The organism is Staphylococcus sp. HMSC36A10, assembly GCF_001838845.1.
In the GTDB taxonomy this organism is placed as follows: domain Bacteria; phylum Bacillota; class Bacilli; order Staphylococcales; family Staphylococcaceae; genus Staphylococcus; species Staphylococcus aureus.
The window spans coordinates 64264-83758 of sequence record NZ_KV839117.1; the positions used below are offsets into that span (position 1 = coordinate 64264).

General features: G+C 32.4%; 21 protein-coding genes. 7 read left to right on the top strand and 14 right to left on the bottom strand.

Going from position 1 to position 19495, the window contains the following annotated elements; translation table 11 throughout:
* Window positions 1–65 precede the first annotated feature (65 nt).
* Window positions 66–257, top strand: coding sequence for a DUF5325 family protein (locus HMPREF3247_RS08010; RefSeq protein ID WP_000810620.1), 192 nt, complete (start codon window positions 66–68; stop codon window positions 255–257).
* Window positions 258–410: 153 nt separating this feature from the next.
* Here the strand turns inward: HMPREF3247_RS08010 and HMPREF3247_RS08015 are convergent, their stop codons facing one another.
* Entirely contained in the window at window positions 411–1238 is an 828-nt protein-coding gene (locus HMPREF3247_RS08015; RefSeq protein WP_001240316.1) for an inositol monophosphatase family protein, read from the bottom strand.
* Window positions 1239–1394: 156 nt separating this feature from the next.
* Between HMPREF3247_RS08015 and HMPREF3247_RS08020 the strand changes: the two genes are divergently transcribed.
* Together HMPREF3247_RS08020 and HMPREF3247_RS08025 are read left to right on the top strand one after the other, a co-directional pair.
* On the top strand, window positions 1395–2009 hold the full coding sequence (locus HMPREF3247_RS08020; RefSeq protein WP_070866223.1) for a YktB family protein: 615 nt from the start codon (window positions 1395–1397) through the stop codon (window positions 2007–2009).
* A 183-nt stretch (window positions 2010–2192) separates the two neighbouring features.
* The gene (locus HMPREF3247_RS08025) at window positions 2193–3545 is read left to right on the top strand and encodes an Nramp family divalent metal transporter (protein ID WP_001060842.1); all 1353 of its coding nucleotides are present in this window, start codon (window positions 2193–2195) and stop codon (window positions 3543–3545) included.
* Between the two features lie 81 nt (window positions 3546–3626).
* On the opposite strand, the gene HMPREF3247_RS08030 is transcribed toward HMPREF3247_RS08025, so the two are convergent.
* The 13 genes from HMPREF3247_RS08030 to HMPREF3247_RS08090 all read right to left on the bottom strand — a co-directional run bounded on the left by HMPREF3247_RS08030 (window position 3627) and on the right by HMPREF3247_RS08090 (window position 16016).
* Window positions 3627–4046, bottom strand: coding sequence for a DUF4064 domain-containing protein (locus HMPREF3247_RS08030; protein ID WP_001080466.1), 420 nt, complete (start codon window positions 4044–4046; stop codon window positions 3627–3629).
* A 282-nt stretch (window positions 4047–4328) separates the two neighbouring features.
* Complete coding sequence (gene auxB / locus HMPREF3247_RS08035) at window positions 4329–5348, bottom strand: lipoteichoic acid stability factor AuxB (RefSeq protein WP_000145499.1); 1020 nt, start codon at window positions 5346–5348, stop codon at window positions 4329–4331.
* Between the two features lie 73 nt (window positions 5349–5421).
* On the bottom strand, window positions 5422–6495 hold the full coding sequence (locus tag HMPREF3247_RS08040; protein WP_070866224.1) for an ABC transporter substrate-binding protein: 1074 nt from the start codon (window positions 6493–6495) through the stop codon (window positions 5422–5424).
* Complete coding sequence (locus HMPREF3247_RS08045) at window positions 6495–7304, bottom strand: ABC transporter permease (RefSeq protein WP_000872390.1); 810 nt, start codon at window positions 7302–7304, stop codon at window positions 6495–6497. Before HMPREF3247_RS08045 ends, HMPREF3247_RS08040 begins: the two co-directional genes overlap by 1 nt.
* 5 nt (window positions 7305–7309) lie before the next feature.
* The gene (locus HMPREF3247_RS08050) at window positions 7310–8107 is read right to left on the bottom strand and encodes an ABC transporter permease (protein WP_001246555.1); all 798 of its coding nucleotides are present in this window, start codon (window positions 8105–8107) and stop codon (window positions 7310–7312) included.
* Entirely contained in the window at window positions 8100–9194 is a 1095-nt protein-coding gene (locus tag HMPREF3247_RS08055) for an ABC transporter ATP-binding protein (RefSeq protein ID WP_000433551.1), read from the bottom strand. Before HMPREF3247_RS08055 ends, HMPREF3247_RS08050 begins: the two co-directional genes overlap by 8 nt.
* A gap of 12 nt (window positions 9195–9206) precedes the next feature.
* Window positions 9207–9746: a helix-turn-helix domain-containing protein gene (locus tag HMPREF3247_RS08060; protein WP_001020625.1), complete on the bottom strand. Its 540-nt coding sequence runs from the start codon at window positions 9744–9746 to the stop codon at window positions 9207–9209.
* A 143-nt stretch (window positions 9747–9889) separates the two neighbouring features.
* Window positions 9890–10165, bottom strand: coding sequence for a UPF0223 family protein (locus HMPREF3247_RS08065; protein WP_000455589.1), 276 nt, complete (start codon window positions 10163–10165; stop codon window positions 9890–9892).
* Between the two features lie 167 nt (window positions 10166–10332).
* On the bottom strand, window positions 10333–11739 hold the full coding sequence (gene lpdA, locus HMPREF3247_RS08070; RefSeq protein WP_000260117.1) for a dihydrolipoyl dehydrogenase: 1407 nt from the start codon (window positions 11737–11739) through the stop codon (window positions 10333–10335).
* Window positions 11740–11742: 3 nt separating this feature from the next.
* A complete protein-coding gene (locus HMPREF3247_RS08075) occupies window positions 11743–13035 on the bottom strand; it encodes a dihydrolipoamide acetyltransferase family protein (RefSeq protein ID WP_000863440.1) in 1293 nt (430 codons plus the stop codon).
* Between the two features lie 90 nt (window positions 13036–13125).
* On the bottom strand, window positions 13126–14103 hold the full coding sequence (locus HMPREF3247_RS08080; RefSeq protein ID WP_000068176.1) for an alpha-ketoacid dehydrogenase subunit beta: 978 nt from the start codon (window positions 14101–14103) through the stop codon (window positions 13126–13128).
* 3 nt (window positions 14104–14106) lie between these two features.
* The gene (gene pdhA / locus HMPREF3247_RS08085; protein ID WP_000035320.1) at window positions 14107–15219 is read right to left on the bottom strand and encodes a pyruvate dehydrogenase (acetyl-transferring) E1 component subunit alpha; all 1113 of its coding nucleotides are present in this window, start codon (window positions 15217–15219) and stop codon (window positions 14107–14109) included.
* A gap of 170 nt (window positions 15220–15389) precedes the next feature.
* A complete protein-coding gene (locus HMPREF3247_RS08090) occupies window positions 15390–16016 on the bottom strand; it encodes a YkyA family protein (RefSeq protein WP_000668339.1) in 627 nt (208 codons plus the stop codon).
* Window positions 16017–16380: 364 nt separating this feature from the next.
* Here HMPREF3247_RS08090 and def point away from each other — a divergent pair, with 364 nt between their 5' ends.
* The 4 genes from def to rnjA all read left to right on the top strand — a co-directional run bounded on the left by def (window position 16381) and on the right by rnjA (window position 19329).
* Window positions 16381–16932, top strand: a complete 552-nt coding sequence (gene def, locus HMPREF3247_RS08095; protein WP_000957036.1) for a peptide deformylase — start codon at window positions 16381–16383, stop codon at window positions 16930–16932.
* 330 nt (window positions 16933–17262) lie between these two features.
* Window positions 17263–17385: a hypothetical protein gene (locus HMPREF3247_RS08100; protein ID WP_070866225.1), complete on the top strand. Its 123-nt coding sequence runs from the start codon at window positions 17263–17265 to the stop codon at window positions 17383–17385.
* Window positions 17386–17413: 28 nt separating this feature from the next.
* Window positions 17414–17632: a DNA-dependent RNA polymerase subunit epsilon gene (locus HMPREF3247_RS08105; protein WP_000257888.1), complete on the top strand. Its 219-nt coding sequence runs from the start codon at window positions 17414–17416 to the stop codon at window positions 17630–17632.
* Entirely contained in the window at window positions 17632–19329 is a 1698-nt protein-coding gene (rnjA, locus tag HMPREF3247_RS08110; RefSeq protein ID WP_000811375.1) for a ribonuclease J1, read from the top strand. The genes HMPREF3247_RS08105 and rnjA overlap by 1 nt, the downstream gene beginning before the upstream one ends.
* Window positions 19330–19495: the final 166 nt, after the last annotated feature.

A 19495-nucleotide genomic window follows, 5' to 3' on the forward strand; every position in this document is an offset into this window, starting at 1 on the left:
TTTTAATTACAACTTTTTTATTATATCATATAATTGAGAAAAGATAAGCAAAAGGTGGGGATAGGATGAAACAAAAAAAATCTAAAAATATCTTTTGGGTATTTTCTATATTAGCTGTTGTTTTCTTAGTATTATTTAGTTTTGCTGTTGGTGCATCAAATGTACCAATGATGATTTTAACATTTATATTACTCGTTGCAACCTTTGGAATTGGATTTACTACAAAGAAAAAATATCGAGAAAACGATTGGCTATAAGTTATATCGACAATAACACGCGTTGATTTAAGACCACACATGTTCATGATGAACATTTAACTGGTTTTATATTGGCGCGTGTTTTTATTATTTAAGGTATAAAAGCGTAATATGTTACCTAATTGTTAGGACTTCATATTACGCTTTTGGTAATTATTTTGATTTTCTTTTAAATCGTTGTTCATGTAATTGTATTAACGCATCATGGTGGGGCTCTAAATAATCGTTGCTAATTTCTTGATGGAGACCACGATTTCCAACTAAGATTGAATTTGGACCACTAATTGTTAATGGTTCTCCTAGTAAATTGGAAGCTTGTCCATTTACTTCATATAAAATAACCAATCCGCCAGCAAAATCCCATGGTTGAAGTCTTGGCGTCATATATGCTTCTAAATTACCTGTAGCAACTGAAACGATTTCAAGCGCTGCACTACCATATGCCCTTGCACTTCTAGAATCATTAACAATTTCTTTAAAGATTTCTCCTAAAATTGGTTTAGTTAACCAGTTCGGATTGATCCCAATAATGCTTTGTCTTAGATTAGAATCATTCAATGGTTTCAAGGGTTGGCTACCACGATATGCACCTTCCCCTACTTTAGCATGATATAAGACGTCAGCCATAACATCATATACAAAACCTGCATAAGGTTTACCATCGATATAAATACCAATTGAAATTGCGAAATTTTCTTGTTGATGAACAAAATTCAATGTACCGTCTATTGGGTCAACAACCCATACCGTACCTTTGGAAGTATCGATGTCATGACCATGCCCTTCTTCACCTAATACTTGATGATTGGGATATGTTTCTAAAATTGTATCAAAAATGAAATCTTCTGTTGCTTTATCTACATTTGTAACAAGGTCATTCGGATTTGACTTTGTTTCAATTGTTAAATTTTGCTCCATCAATTGTTTAATTCTAATTCCTGCTTCTTGAATAAGTCCTTGGGCAAATCCATAAAGTGCCATAACATCATCTCCTAACATCTTTATTATACATCAACATTTTATAAAAATAACTTCTTATGATAAAAATGAAAATACTAATTTTAATGAGAGCGTCTTAAGCCGCAATTGATAAAACATATGCTACAATATTTTAAAACACTATACAGGAGGTACTCTATGACAAAATATACATTTAAACCTAAAGATTTCAAAGCGTTCAACGTAGAAGGCTTAGACGCACGAATGGAAGCTTTAAACGAATACATACGACCACAACTCCATGAATTAGGAGAATATTTTAGTGACTTCTTTACAAGTCAAACTGGTGAAACATTTTATCCTCACGTAGCAAAGCATGCTAGAAGAAGTGTGAATCCTCCTAAAGATACATGGGTTGCTTTTGCAACAAACAAAAGAGGCTATAAAATGTTACCTCATTTCCAAATTGGTATGTTTGAAGATCAACTGTTTGTTATGTTTGGAATCATGCATGAAGCAAAAGATAAAGCAACACGTGCAAAAGTTTTTGAAAGAAAATTTAAAGCTATTCAACAATTACCTGACGATTATCGTGTTTGCTTAGATCATATGAAACCTGATAAACCATTTATTAAAGATTTAACGGATGATGATTTAAAAGAAGCGATACAAAGAGCCATCAATGTGAAAAAAAGTGAATTCTTTATAGCGCGTGCAATCACACCACAAGATAAAAGATTAAAAAGTGACAAAGCATTTATTGCATTTTTAGAAGAAACCTTCGATCAGTTCTTACCATTTTATTCTGCATAAATAACTTTGTTTAAATAATAGAGCACTTAATCACATCCATGATTTCGTGCTCTTTTTTCTTAATATTAAATCGAACGTTCAACATAATAATTCAGGCTTTTAAAAAAATTAAAATAAATTTAGGTTGACCTAAACATTTTATTAGGTTATTATATTGTCCATAAGAAGTAGAGGTGAGTCAAAATGAATAATAAACGACATTCAACAAATGAACAATTAAGTTTAGACGAAATAAACAATACAATTAAATTCGATCATCGCAGTTCAAATAAACAGAAATTTTTATCATTTCTTGGACCTGGGTTATTAGTCGCTGTTGGTTACATGGATCCCGGAAACTGGATAACATCAATGCAAGGTGGCGCGCAATATGGCTATACTTTGCTATTCGTAATTCTTATTTCAAGTTTATCAGCAATGTTACTTCAAAGCATGACAGTGAGATTAGGAATAGCAACAGGTATGGACTTAGCTCAAATGACACGACATTATTTATCAAGACCTATTGCTATAATATTTTGGATCATTGCAGAACTAGCAATTATCGCCACAGATATTGCTGAGGTAATTGGTAGTGCTATTGCTCTTAATCTCCTATTTAACATACCTTTAATCGTCGGTGCACTAATAACTGTACTTGATGTATTTTTACTACTATTTATAATGAAATATGGTTTTAGAAAAATTGAAGCTATTGTTGGTACATTAATTTTCACAGTGTTATTCATCTTTATATTTGAAGTCTATATTTCATCACCACAGTTGAACGCTGTGTTAAATGGATTTATACCACATAGTGAAATCATTACAAATAACGGCATTCTCTATATTGCATTAGGTATTATTGGCGCTACAATTATGCCTCATAATTTGTACTTACATTCATCAATTGTACAATCTAGAACATACTCAAGACATAACAATGAAGAAAAGGCCCAAGCGATTAAATTTGCTACGATAGATTCGAACATTCAGTTATCAATCGCATTTGTAGTCAATTGCTTATTATTAGTGTTAGGAGCATCACTATTTTTCAACTCAAACGCTGACGATTTAGGTGGTTTCTATGATTTATATCACGCCTTAAAAACTGAACCTGTACTAGGTGCAACAATGGGTGCAATCATGAGTACATTATTTGCAGTTGCATTATTAGCGTCAGGTCAAAATTCAACGATTACTGGTACTTTAGCAGGACAAATTGTAATGGAAGGATTTTTAAGATTACACATACCAAATTGGTTAAGACGTTTAATTACACGTTCCCTTGCTGTCATTCCTGTTATCGTATGCTTAATCATTTTTAAAGGTAATGCAGCTAAAATTGAGCAACTACTTGTATTCTCTCAAGTATTTTTAAGTATTGCTCTGCCATTCTGTTTAATACCATTACAATTGGCTACTAGTAATAAAGACTTGATGGGACCTTTCTATAATAAAACATGGGTTAATATCATTTCATGGACACTTATTATTATTCTAAGTATTTTAAATGTCTATTTAATCGTTCAAACATTCCAAGAACTACAAAGTTAAAAATAAAACCATTAAAATGCTGGTTGTATCTAATAATTAACAACTTAACATTTTAATGGTTTTTCTTTTGCTATGAACATATTAATGATAAATATACTCATCGTCCTTATGTGTAGTTTCTTTTGATTCTTTTTTAGAAATCAACATAATCATCACGATAACCCATAAGACAATTGCAATTAAATTAAGAGCCATCAAACTTACAATTATCGCGATAACAAAAAGTATAATCGATAATTTTCTACGCCCTTTAATACAAATTGTCGCAAATATACCATAAAGTGTTGAAATTAATAAAATAATTGCTAATGCACCCATTGTTGTCTGAAGCATATCTAAAGAAACATTGCCACCGTTCTGAGATAATTGCTTCGCTAATTCTTCACGTTGTGATGCATTACCACTTTTTAAAGAAAAATAGGATAGCCCCATAACTAATAAATAAATAATACTAATACTATTTGCAATCCAAGCCATGATTAATTCAGGTTTTCTATTCATCTTAAAATCCTTTCTTTGTTTAATATTTTAATAAGTATACTACGAGCCTATAGATATACGCACATTAAATTACTTGTATATTAACATATTTTTCATCTAATTTTTATAATAAACATCTGAATTCAGATTGATGATAATTTAGGTGTATGGTAATGAGAAATCGTCATTTAAAATTATGACACCTAAACACTTTAATTAAACGTTATCGATAATTAACCTCATATAAAAACCCAGATTAATAAGCAAAAGACCTCTACTTACTAATCTGGGTATCATCAATATTTATTCTTGCTCTTTTTTGTCCTTAACTTCACTTGAATTGCGTTCTTCAGAAATATCATTGTTGTAAATTTGACGTCGCTCTTCAAAATTCATTCGACGTTGACTAACTGCGCTAGGTTGATTTTTCCTACGTTCTTTCATTCGTTGGTTATAAGCTTTACGTTTTTCTTTTTTCTTAGCTTTAATTTCAGCTTTTTCTCGCTTTTGTTGTGCTTTCAATTCTTTTGGATCAACTTCAGGTTCTGCATAATAACCATCATCTTCAATACCTAGTTCTTCAGTACTTTTTTGTTTGTATTTAGCCTGTCTGGATAATACTGATGGTTCTTCCTCAGTGCGCTCATCATGATTATATTCACTTTCAACTGCACGTTTAGGAAATTGATCATATTTATCTCTTTCCTGTTCTTGATCATATACAGTGTTTGATTTATCCAATTCTTTTTCATATTTAGGCACATCATAATAATCATCTTTCGGTTGGGGGCGCTCATACACAGGTTCACGATAATCATAAATCGGTCCGTTATACTCTTCATAATATTGTGGCGCAACCATTTCAACCTTATCTTTTCTTATAAATAGCATCATCGCAATAATAAAGAATAATATCGGAATGATTAAAGTAACGATAAGTAAAACTAAAGGAATCGTTACAATTGCTGATATTAAGAATAAGAAACCTGACAAGATTCTTATATTCATAGATATGAGAGCTAAAAATGAAATCAACAAACAAACAATAAAGTAAACGATTATAGCCCATATACCATTTTGTAACCATATTACAAATTGTGTTGTATTATAGCCATTTCCAGCTAATAATTGCTGGATAAATGCATTATTGTTTAATGTATTTTCAAGATTAGCAATCGATGTGTTATTACTGAATGAAACAAGTGCTATAAACATAGTAATGACAGTAAGCACTAATAACATCACCCAACATAACCAACCTAGAACTTTTTCAGTTAATCTACTTACTGGACGTTTAATTTGAGTAAATTGTTCTCCAGTCATTCGTTACAACTCCTTATAGTACTTATCCCGTTATTATAACTAAATATACAGTAAATAACTACTATTTATGATTTTATTTTAATGACATTTTGAAATTCAAAAAGTTTTCATTGTATTCACTTAAAACTTCAGGTCCTAAATCTTTATAAACTTCAAGGCGTTCTTGCTCTTTCTTAGTCGGATAGAAACGATGGTCGTCTTTAACCTCTTTAGGCAACAATTGTCGAGCAGCCTTGTTTGGCGTTGCATAGCCTACGAATTCTGTATTCTGCTTGTTATTTTTAGCATCTAATAAAAAATTCATAAATTTATATGCACCCTCTTTATTTTGTGCCGTTTTTGGAATTACCATATTGTCGAACCATAAATTCGATCCTTCTTTAGGAATAACATAGTTATATTTATCCCCTTCTTGCACTAGAGGTGCTGCAACACCACTCCAAACAACCGCTATGTTACCTTCATTTTGTTGAAGCATCATGGTAATTTCATCACCTACGACACCTCTTACTTGTGGTGCTAGTTTGGTTAAATCTCGCTCTGCTTCTTTTAAATGGTGCGAATTACGGTCATTTAGATTATACCCAAGTTTATTCAAACTCATGCCTATAATCTCTCTAGCACCGTCAACTAGTAAAATTTGGTTTTTAAATTTAGGATTATACAATGACTTCCAACTATCAAATGATTCATTTGGATACTTTTCTTTATTATATAAAATACCTACAGTTCCAAAGAAATAAGGTAAAGAATATTTATTGCCTCTATCAAATGACATATTCATATAATCTGAATCTAAATTTTTAATATTAGGTACCTTATTATGATCTATTGGTAACAATAAATAATCTCTTTTCAATTTTTGAACTGTATATTCACTAGGAAAAGCAACATCATAATGTGTACCGCCATTGCGAATTTTGGCTTCCATCGCTTCATTTGAATCGAAAGTTTCATAAACGACTTGAATGCCAGTTTCTTTTTCAAATTTCTTAATTAACTCTGGATCAATATATTCGCCCCAATTGTATACGTAAATTTTTTGATTTGTATGCACTTGTTCTTTAGATTTAAACCAATGACTTAAAATAAGACAAAGCATACCCACAACTAATGCACCTATAATGAGTTGTAAAAAACGTTTCATTATTTTACACCTCGCTTGATTAGTTTTTTCTTATTTATCACGTATTGAATCAAATAATATCCTAGTATTCCTAATACAATAACAGCAAACAATAATGTTGAAATCGCATTAATTTCCATACTAATTCCTTTTCTCGCCATAGCATAAACTTCAACTGATAACACACTAAAGCCATTACCAGTAACGAAGAAACTTACTGTGAAATCGTCTAGTGAATAAGTTAAAGCCATAAAGAATCCTCCTATAATAGAAGGTAAAATATTAGGAATAATAATGTTGCTTAATAATTGTGGTTCAGTCGCTCCTAAATCTCTTGCAGCATTTAACATATTATTATTCATTTCATACAGTTGTGGTAAGACGATAATCACAACTATAGGTATGCAAAATGCAATATGAGATATTAGAACTGTCCAAAATCCTAAACCAAGACCAGTAAAATGGCCAATCGTTGTAAACATAATTAAGAATGATGCACCTATGACAACGTCGGATGATACCATCAAGACATTATTCAATGTTAGTAAAGTTACTTTAAACTTTTTATTTCTTAAATAATAAATAGCAATGGCACCAAATGTACCAATAACTGTAGAAATTGAGGCTGCTAAAAGTGCTACAGCTATCGTATTAAAAATGACCGACATTAAATGATCATTTTGAAATAATGATTGATAATGCTCTAATGTAAAATGTTCAAAGTGAATCATATTACCAGCCGAATTGAATGAATAGAACATTAAAAAGAATATTGGGATGTATAAAATCGCTAAAAGTATCCCGATATACAGCTTTCCATACCATTTCATATGATTCACCCTCTCCCATTAGATGATTTTGTAATGATTAAAATGAATGCCATAAATACAATTAAGAATATAGCTATAGTTGATCCCATACCATAATTTTGAATTGTTAAAAATTGTTCTTCTATTGCCGTACCTATATTTATGACTTTATTACCTGCAATTAATCTTGTAATCATAAATAATGAAAGTGATGGAATAAAGGTTACTTGAATCCCAGTCATAACACCTTCTTTTGTTAACGGCATGATTACTTTTCTAAAAGTATAGAAAGGACTGGCACCTAAATCACTTGAGGCCTGCAATAAATTATTAGGAATTGCTTTCATGCTATTAAATATAGGTAAAATCATAAATGGAATATAAATGTAACTTGCCACTACTAAAAACGCACCAGTTGTAAATAACAAATTGAATGATGGTAAATTAAATAAGTGGAAAAATTGATTAATCACGCCATCATGACTTAATAAACCTATAAAAGCATATGTCTTTAACAATAAATTTATCCATGTTGGAATAATCATTATCATTAATAAGATATTTTGAAATTTCGAACGAGTAATATAATAGGCAGCTGGATAACTGATAGCCAAGGTAATAATTGTTATTAAAGCGGCATATAAAATTGAATATGCAAACATTTTCAAATATTTTGTAGTAAAAATTTGTTGATAATTCGTGAAACTAAAATGTCCATTGATATCTAAAAATGAAAAATAAATGAGTAATACGACTGGTACAATAATAAATATAACCATCCATAGTAAATACGGGATTAAGAGAAATTTATTAGTATTACGCATTGTCTACTTCCTCATAGCTTTCAATACGTTTATCAAATTCTTCTTCTGTTTCTCCAGGAACCATAATATGAATGGCTTCAGGATCAAAATAAAGACCAACTTCACTGCCTACTTCAGCTTTTTTAGTCGTTTGTATTACCCATTCATAACCTTTATTGTCTATACAACATATTTCATAGTGGACCCCTCTAAATAACATAGAATCAACAGTTGCTTTAAATAATCCTTCTTCAGCTTTGATTAATGATATATCTTCTGGTCGAATAACGACTTCTACTTTTTTATTTTCAGGAATACCCATATCGACACATTCGAAATCTTGCCCATAAATATTCACGACATAATCTCTAACCATGCGCCCTTCAACAATATTAGATTCTCCAATAAAATCAGCTACAAATCGATTCACTGGTTCGTCATATATATCTGTTGGTGTGCCAAATTGTTGAATTTTCCCATCTTTTAATACAAAAAGAAAGTCACTTAATGCTAACGCTTCTTCTTGATCATGTGTTACAAATATAAATGTAATACCTAATCTAGATTGCAATTCTCGTAATTCATATTGCATTTCAGTACGCAATTTCAAATCTAATGCGGATAAAGATTCATCTAACAATAATATTTCTGGTTCATTTACGATAGCACGTGCAATTGCAACACGTTGCTTTTGTCCGCCACTCATTTCATTAATATTTCTTTTTTCATAACCTGAAAGTTTTACTAATTTTAATGCCTCAGTTACTTTTTGATCAATTTCGGTTTTTGATAATTTTTTTAATTTCAAACCAAAAGCGATATTATCATAGACGTTTAAGTGTGGAAATAATGCATAATCTTGAAAGACTGTATTCACTTTACGTTTATTTGGTGGTAAATTACCAATTGGTTTGTTTTGATAAATCACTTCACCACTGTCAGGATATTCAAACCCTGCAATTAATTTTAAAATTGTTGTTTTACCACAACCTGAAGGACCTAATAATGTATAAAAGTATCCTGATTCAATATCAATATCTATGTCATCTAAGATATTAAGATCATCATAGCTTTTACTAACTGATTTTAATGATAATAACGGTTCCAAATAAGATCCCCCCTATAAATATGAAGCTGTCGCTACAATAAGTATTCGTGTTTCATTGTTTGATTCGTTTGACAAACGATGATTATCTCGTGCTTTAAAATACAAAACGTCTTCTTCTTGTGCTTGATATATCTCTTTGCCTAAATTAAGTGTTATCTGACCTGACATACAATAAATAAACGTATCAGACTCTGATGGATTAAAATTTTTATATGATGCTCCAGGCTTTAAAGTTAATATTAATGGCTCCATATCATATTCATTTGACTTTGAAACTAACCAATTTAATATATAACCTTCATCATACTCATCATAAATAACTTGTTCTTCCTTCTTGTATAATACTTTTTCATTTTCACTGTCTTTAAAAAATTCACTTGGCGTCGTTCCTAACACCTCTATAATATTTAAGAAAGTTTCCATACTTGGTGAGGCATGTTCACTTTCTATTTGTGAAATGTAGCCTTTCGATAAGTCTGTACGTTCAGCAAGTTCTTCTTGCGTTAAATTTTTAATTCTTCTAAGATTTTTAATTTTATTACCTATGTTCATTTATTTTTCCACCTAAAAAAGCTATATTAAGTTTACTTTTATCAAACATTTTGTTTAACACTTGATAAAGGTATCAAAATATAGCTTTATTAGCAATAGTTTTAAAGAAAAAATCCTATTAAATTGTGTTAATTTCGAACGAATTATTTTTTAGCTGTTACTCTTTGTTCTTCAGAGTGAGTTTTTACATCTTGAACTGCTTTGTAACTATTATAGCCACTACTTTTTTCGAAAGTATTAAAAATTTGTTTTTCCTCTGCTTTAGCAGGCACAATTTCTTTAAATCTTTTATATGCATCCATAAAGTCGCCTGCCGTCACGCCGGATTCATAATACTTCTCTACATGATTAAAGAAATTTATCACTGAAATCATCTCTTCATTACTCCAGTCTAAATCAATTGGATACTCATATTCCATTGTTGAACCCTCCATTTCAATTCTTTTGTTAGCATCGCTAGTATAACATGCATGTCACATGTTAACGATATCTCAAATCAATTTCCTTACATTACTTTACCTAAAACAAAAAAGCCGTAGCATATGCTACAGCTTTTAATGACTGAATCTTTATAGATAATCAGTTATTACATTGTATGGATTGGGTATCCGATAGCTTTTTCTGCTGCTTCCATAGTCATCTCACCTAATGTTGGATGTGCATGGATTGTTAATGCGATATCTTCAGCATTCATACCAGCTTCAATTGCTAAACCTAATTCAGAGATAATATCTGATGCACCAGTACCAACTACTTGAGCACCGATTAAAGTATCATCTTCTTTAAGTGTAATAAGTTTAACAAATCCGTTAGTATCATCTAATGATAATGCACGACCATTTGCTGCATATGGGAATTTAGAAGCTTTAATTGCTAAACCTTCTTCTTTAGCTTGCGCTTCTGAATAACCAACTGTAGCTAATTCTGGTTCAGTAAAGCATACTGCTGGCATACCAATGTAATCAACTTCAGCAGCTTGACCATCAATTGCTTCAGCAGCAACTTTAGCTTCATAGCTAGCTTTGTGAGCAAGTGGTAAACCTGGAACGATATCACCAATTGCATAGATATTGCTGATAGACGTACGGCTTTGTTTATCAACTTCTAATAATCCACGGTCAGCGAATTTAACACCTAATTCTTCTAGGCCTAATTCGTCTGTGTTTGGACGACGACCTACAGTTACTAATACATAATCAGCTTCGATTGTTTTCTCTTCGCCTTTAGCTTCATAAGTAACTTTAACTCCGTTATCTGTTTCTTCAGCTGATTTAGCCATAGCTTCAGTAACGATTTCAACACCTTTTTCTTTCATACCTTTTTTAACAGGTTGTGTCATTTGTTTTTCGAAGCCACCTAAGATATCTTTAGCACCTTCAAGGATGGTTACTTCTGAACCAAAGTTAGCAAATGCTGTACCTAATTCTGATCCAATGTATCCTCCACCAACTACAACTAATTTACCTGGTACTTCTTGTAAGTTTAAAGCACCTGTTGAGTCGATAACACGTTTACCGAATTTGAAATTAGGAATTTCAATTGGTCTTGAACCTGTTGCAATGATTGCATTTTTAAAGTTGTATGTTTGTGCGCTCTTTTCGTCCATAACACGTAAGCTATTGTTATCTACGAAATATGCTTCACCTTTAACGATGTTAACTTTGTTACCTTTAAGTAAGCCTTCAACACCACCAGTTAATTTATTAACAACTGATGATTTGAATTCTTGAACTTTTTGGAAGTTTAAAGAAACACTTTCAGCAATAACACCTAAGTTTTCAGAATGTTGTGCTTCAACAAAACGGTGAGAAGCATGTAGTAATGCTTTTGAAGGAATACATCCTACGTTTAAGCAAACACCACCAAGATTACCTTTCTCAACGATTGTTACTTTTTGTCCTAATTGAGCTGCACGAATTGCTGCAACGTATCCACCAGGACCTGCTCCGATTACTATAGTATCTGTTTCAATTGGGAAATCTCCAACTACCATGTTTTACCCCTCCATTAATAATAATTCTGGATTATTTAATAAACGTTTAATGTGATTCATTGCATTTTGGCCAGTTGCACCATCAATTTGTCTGTGGTCAAAGCTTAATGATAATGCTAATACTGGTGCTGCAACAATTTCTCCATCTTTAACGATAGGTTTTTGAGCAATACGGCCAATTCCTAAGATTGCTACTTCTGGGTGATTGATAACTGGAGTGAACCATTGTCCACCAGCTGAACCGATATTACTGATTGTGCATGTAGCACCTTTCATTTCATCGGCTGTTAATTTACCATCACGTGCTTTAACAGCTAATTCATTAATTTCATCTGAAATTTGGAAAATAGACTTACGATCAGCATGTTTAACAACAGGTACTAATAATCCTCTATCAGTGTCTGCTGCAATACCGATATTCCAGTAATGTTTATGAACGATTTCACCAGCTTCTTCATTGAATGAAGTGTTAAGTGCTGGGTATTTTTTCAATGCAGAAACAAGTGCTTTAACAACATAAGGTAAGAATGTTAACTTAGTACCTTGTTCAGCTGCGATTTCTTTAAATTTCTTACGGTGATCCCATAATGCTTGAACATCAATTTCATCCATTAATGTTACATGAGGTGCAGTATGCTTAGAGTTAACCATTGCTTTCGCAATTGCTCTACGCATAGCAGGGATTTTTTCAGTTGTTTCTGGGAAGTCGCCTTCTAATGTTACTGCTGCAGGTGCTGCAGGAGTTTCAGCAACTTCTTCACTTGTAGCTGAAGCAGCTGATTCATTTGAAGCTGTTGGTGCACCACCATTTAAGTATGCATCTACATCTTCTTTTGTAATACGACCATTTTTACCAGATCCAGAAACTGCTTTAATGTTAACACCTTTTTCACGTGCGTATTTACGTACTGAAGGCATTGCTTTAACAGTTCTGTTTTCATCTACTTCTTCAGTTTGAGTAGCTACAGGTGCTTGCTCTGCTGGCGCTTCCTCTTTCGCAGGTTCTTCTTTAGATGATGAATCATCATCATGACCTTTAAATTGCATATCTTCTGCATCAGGTGCATCGATTTTAACAATAACGTCACCAACTACAGCTACTGTACCTTCTTCTACCATAACTTCTTCTACAGTACCAGATACTGGTGATGGGATTTCTACTACTGATTTATCGTTTTGTACCTCAGCTAAAACATCGTCTTCTTCAATAGTATCTCCAGCTTTAACAAACCATTTTACAATTTCACCTTCGTGGATACCTTCCCCGATATCGGGTAATCTAAATTCAAATGCCACGTTTTTGCCCTCCTAAGATTTCGTAAATTAAACATTTCATTTTAATCAATGAGACTAAAATACGCTAACTTCGTTAACTTTTAAAATGTATTAAAATTCTAAAGTTTCTTTTGCTTTTTCGATGATGTCATTTTTGTTTGGTAACCAAACATTTTCAGCTTGAGTGAATGGATAAATTGTATCTGCTGCTGCAACTCTTCCAATAGGTGCTTCTAATGAAAGGATTGCACGTTCACTTAATTCAGCTACAACTGCTGCACCAACACCAGCTTGACGTTGTGCTTCTTGAACTACAACTGCACGACCAGTTTTTTCAACTGAAGCTACAATTGTGTCAACATCGATTGGTTGAACAGTACGTAAGTCTATTACTTCAACAGAATAACCATCTTTTTCAAGTTCTTCTGCAGCTTTCATTGATTCTTGAACCATTGCACCGTATGTGATGATTGAAATGTCATTACCTTCTTTTTTCACATTAGCCTTACCAATGTCAATTGTATATTCTTCTTCAGGTACTTCTTCACGGAATGAACGATACAATTTCATATGCTCTAAGTATACGACTGGGTCATTACTTCTAATTGAAGAAATTAATAAACCTTTCGCATCGTATGGGCCTGAAGGAATAACAACCTTTAGACCTGGAGATTGAGCTAAAATACCTTCTAAGTTATCTGCGTGTAATTCTGGTGTGTGTACGCCACCACCAAATGGGCTACGAATTGTTACAGGTGCAGTTTTAGTACCGCCTGAACGGAAACGAGTACGTGCAATTTGTCCAGCAATCGCATCAAATACTTCGAATACGAAACCTAAGAATTGTACTTCCATAACCGGACGGAATCCTTCAACTGCAAGACCCATCGCTAAACCACCAATACCTGATTCAGCTAAAGGTGTATCGAATACTCTATCTTCACCAAATTCTTTTTGTAGTCCTTCAGTAACACGGAAAACACCGCCGTTAACACCAACGTCTTCACCAAAAATTAAAACATCTTGGTCATTTTTAAGTTCAGTTTTAAGCGCATCATTAATCGCTTGAACCATTGTCATTTGTGCCATGGCTTACTTCGACTCCTTCTCTTTGTAAATTTCATATTGTTCTGCTAAGTTTTGAGGCATATCTTCATACATAATTTCCATTAGAGAAGTAACAGTTTGTTTTTCAGTGTTATCAGCCTCTTTAATTGCTGCTTTAATATCAGCTTTTGCACGTTCAATAACTTCATTTTCTTTGTCTTCATTCCATAAACCTTTGTTTTCAAGGAATTTACGGAAACGTACTAATGGGTCTTTTTTCTCCCATTCAGCATCTTCGTCTGAAGTTCTGTAACGAGTTGGATCGTCACCAGCCATTGTATGAGGACCATAACGATATGTCATAGTTTCAATTAATGTTGGACCTTCACCTGCAACTGCGCGGTCACGTGCTTCTTTAGTTGCTTGATATACAGCTAACGCATCCATACCATCAACTTGGATACCAGGAATACCTACAGCAATTGCTTTTTGAGCTAATGTTTCAGCAGCAGTTTGCTTGCTTCTTGGTGTTGAAATTGCATAGTTATTGTTTTGAATAACGAAAATTGCAGGTGCTTTATAAGCTGCTGCAAAGTTAATACCTTCGTAGAAATCACCTTGTGAAGAACCACCGTCACCAGTGTAAGTGATTGCAACTGCATTTTTACCACGTTTTTTAAGTGCAAATGCAACACCAGCAGCTTGAATGTATTGTGCACCGATAATAATTTGTGGGCTCAATGCATTAACGCCTTCAGGGAATTGATTTCCTTTGAAGTGACCTCTTGAGAATAAGAAAGCTTCAGTTAATGGTAAACCATGCCAAATAATTTGAGGAACATCTCTGTATCCCGGTAAAATGTAATCTTCTTTTTCTAAAGCGTATTGTGACGCTAATTGTGATGCTTCTTGACCAGCAGTTGGTGCATAGAAACCTAAACGTCCTTGTCTGTTTAATGAGATAGAACGTTGATCAAGGATACGAGTCCATACCATTCTTTCCATTAATTCTACTAATTGTTCATCCGTAAGATCAGGTACTAAGTCTTCATTTACGACGTTACCATTCTCGTCCAAAATTTGAACCATTTCAAATTTCGATTGAGTATCATTTAAAACTTTTACTGCATCGAATTGGGCTTGTAACTTAGGAGCCATTCAATTCACCATACCTTTCCCATAATTGTATAGAAATTCATTTTATCCTTACTAATTGTACCACAAATAAATGGGACTGTTAAACCATTTGAAAAAGTTCTGTTTTAATAAAAAAAGATACAGATAATAGGAACTGTATTAGTTGTTTCCTACCATCTGTATTATATTAATTATTTAAATTGATCAACGTCTTGCTTTTCTTTACCAACCTTATTTAGTACTTTCGTATACTTATCTGATACTTCTTTTAACTTTTTATAGTTCTGTTCTATTGCTTTTGATTTTTCGTTAACACCTTGTTGTGTCGCGTCATTTTGATTTAAATATTTAAATAATGTTTTCTCTGAGTTTACAGCCTTTTTATATGCTTTCGCGTAATCACTGTGTAACTTATATTTTTCTTTTAATACATCATCTAATTGTTTTACTTCTTTACGTTTAACATCATTATCAATGTTATCAACGTGACTTTTTGCTTTCTTAAAGTCTTGTTCAGACTTCTTAATTGCGTCTTCTTCTTTTTCAAATTCCTTTAGACGATCATCGGCATTTTTAATTAAGTCTTTTACTGCTTTACCGCGAACTGCTGTATCTTTACTATTGACATCTTCAGTTAATTTTTTCTTTTTCTCATCTAATTCAGCAATTTTCTTACCAACAGTTTTAATTGGTTCTTCATCATCTTTAATTTTATCCACTTGCTTTAAATATGCCTTAATTTCTTTTTTATCCGTAGTACATCCTGCAAGCAAGACACTAGATGCTAATACTACTGCGATTGTTTTTCCAAATTTCATTACTTGTACCTCCACTTGCTATTTAAATTAAATGATAAATAAAATCTGCTTGGAAATCAATTTTAAACAATTACATTACACATCTTCATTACTAAGTATATCTGTTGACAGTTACGTCATTTATAATATAATTTTTAAAGTCAAGATGATAAATAAATTTCTAAAGTATCATTGCTTGAAACCAACACTTTAATCATTTTTTAAGCAATTAGCATATCTGAAAATTTACATATACTATCTAAAATAAACATTGGCAGTAGTTGGTTAACTTTGTAGATATTTACACATAAAAATGTATGAGTATCTTAACAACCTTTTTACTGTCATTCAACTAAAACAAATTAAAATAAGGAAGGTGCAATATATGTTAACAATGAAAGACATCATTAGAGATGGTCATCCAACTTTGCGTCAAAAAGCAGCTGAGTTAGAATTACCATTAACTAAAGAAGAAAAAGAAACATTAATCGCCATGAGAGAGTTTTTAGTAAATAGTCAAGATGAGGAAATCGCGAAACGATATGGTTTACGTTCAGGCGTTGGTTTGGCTGCACCTCAAATTAATATCTCTAAACGTATGATTGCTGTTTTAATACCAGATGATGGCAGTGGCAAATCTTATGACTATATGCTTGTGAACCCAAAAATTGTAAGTCATAGCGTTCAAGAAGCTTATTTACCAACTGGTGAAGGTTGCCTTAGTGTCGATGATAATGTTGCTGGTCTAGTTCACCGTCATAATAGAATTACAATTAAAGCCAAAGACATCGAAGGTAATGATATACAATTACGTCTAAAAGGATATCCAGCAATTGTTTTCCAACATGAAATTGATCATTTAAATGGTGTAATGTTCTATGATCACATTGACAAAGACCACCCATTACAACCACATACAGATGCAGTAGAAGTTTAAAACACACTATTACTAATTATCAAAGCTTAGGATAAATATGATGTCCTAAGCTTTTTCTTGTACAACTTTTTCGAATAAACAACAGTTAAATATATTCACCTTTCTACCATACTTTTTATCCCCTCATTTAAATTTTACCGTTTCATATAAAATCCTTTAATTCTTTCTTAACATTAATTTATAATCTCTACATTTATTTTAATAAATAGAACTGCACATTTATTCGAAATACTTAGATTTCTAGTGAGATAAACTGCTTTATTTATTATCATTCATCATGTAAAATAAGATTTAACTGAAATTTTAGTGTTATTTCACTAATTTTTTAAAATGAACGGCATGATGAACCTAGTTATTAACCAAATCGTTATTAAGTTAAATTATAGAGATGATTGGAATGAATTTATCGATATATACTCCAATACGATTTTACTAGGGTTAACAATAAATTAAACAAACATTCTTAGGAGGAATTTTTAACATGGCAGTATTTAAAGTTTTTTATCAACATAACAGAGACGAGGTAATTGTGCGTGAAAATACACAATCACTTTATGTTGAAGCTCAAACAGAAGAACAAGTACGTCGTTACTTGAAAGATCGTAATTTTAATATCGAATTTATCACTAAATTAGAGGGCGCACATTTAGATTACGAAAAAGAAAACTCAGAACACTTTAATGTGGAGATTGCTAAATAATGAAACAATTACATCCAAATGAAGTAGGTGTATATGCACTTGGAGGTCTAGGTGAAATCGGTAAAAATACTTATGCAGTTGAGTATAAAGACGAAATTGTCATTATCGATGCAGGTATCAAATTCCCTGATGATAACTTATTAGGGATTGATTATGTTATACCTGACTACACATATCTAGTTCAAAACCAAGATAAAATTGTTGGCCTATTTATAACACATGGTCACGAAGACCATATAGGCGGTGTGCCCTTCCTATTAAAACAACTTAATATACCTATTTATGGTGGTCCTTTAGCATTAGGTTTAATCCGTAATAAACTTGAAGAACATCATTTATTACGTACTGCTAAACTAAATGAAATCAATGAGGACAGTGTGATTAAATCTAAGCACTTTACGATTTCTTTCTACTTAACTACGCATAGTATTCCTGAAACTTATGGCGTCATCGTAGATACACCTGAAGGAAAAGTAGTTCATACCGGTGACTTTAAATTTGATTTTACACCTGTAGGCAAACCAGCAAACATTGCTAAAATGGCTCAATTAGGCGAAGAAGGCGTTCTATGTTTACTTTCAGACTCAACAAATTCACTTGTGCCTGATTTTACTTTAAGCGAACGTGAAGTTGGTCAAAACGTAGATAAGATCTTCCGTAATTGTAAAGGTCGTATTATATTTGCTACCTTCGCTTCTAATATTTACCGAGTTCAACAAGCAGTTGAAGCTGCTATCAAAAATAACCGTAAAATTGTTACGTTCGGTCGTTCGATGGAAAACAATATTAAAATCGGTATGGAACTTGGTTATATTAAAGCACCACCTGAAACATTTATTGAACCTAATAAAATTAATACCGTACCGAAGCATGAGTTATTGATACTATGTACTGGTTCACAAGGTGAACCAATGGCAGCATTATCTAGAATTGCTAATGGTACTCATAAGCAAATTAAAATTATACCTGAAGATACCGTTGTATTTAGTTCATCACCTATCCCAGGTAATACAAAAAGTATTAACAGAACTATTAATTCCTTGTATAAAGCTGGTGCAGATGTTATCCATAGCAAGATTTCTAACATCCATACTTCAGGGCATGGTTCTCAAGGTGATCAACAATTAATGCTTCGATTAATCAAGCCGAAATATTTCTTACCTATTCATGGTGAATACCGTATGTTAAAAGCACATGGTGAGACTGGTGTTGAATGCGGCGTTGAAGAAGATAATGTCTTCATCTTTGATATTGGAGATGTCTTAGCTTTAACACACGATTCAGCACGTAAAGCTGGTCGCATTCCATCTGGTAATGTACTTGTTGATGGTAGTGGTATCGGTGATATCGGTAATGTTGTAATAAGAGACCGTAAGCTATTATCTGAAGAAGGTTTAGTTATCGTTGTTGTTAGTATTGATTTTAATACAAATAAATTACTTTCTGGTCCAGACATTATTTCTCGAGGATTTGTATATATGAGAGAATCAGGTCAATTAATTTATGATGCACAACGCAAAATCAAAACTGATGTTATTAGTAAGTTAAATCAAAATAAAGATATTCAATGGCATCAGATTAAATCTTCTATCATTGAAACATTACAACCTTATTTATTTGAAAAAACAGCTAGAAAACCAATGATTTTACCAGTCATTATGAAGGTAAACGAACAAAAAGAATCAAACAATAAATAATCAAAAAGCTACTAACTTTGAAGTGAAGTTTTAATTAAACTCACCACCCATTGTTAGTAGCTTTTTCTTTATATATGATGAGCTTGAGACATAAATCAATGTTCAATGCTCTACAAAGTTATATTGGCAGTAGTTGACTGAACGAAAATGCGCTTGTAACAAGCTT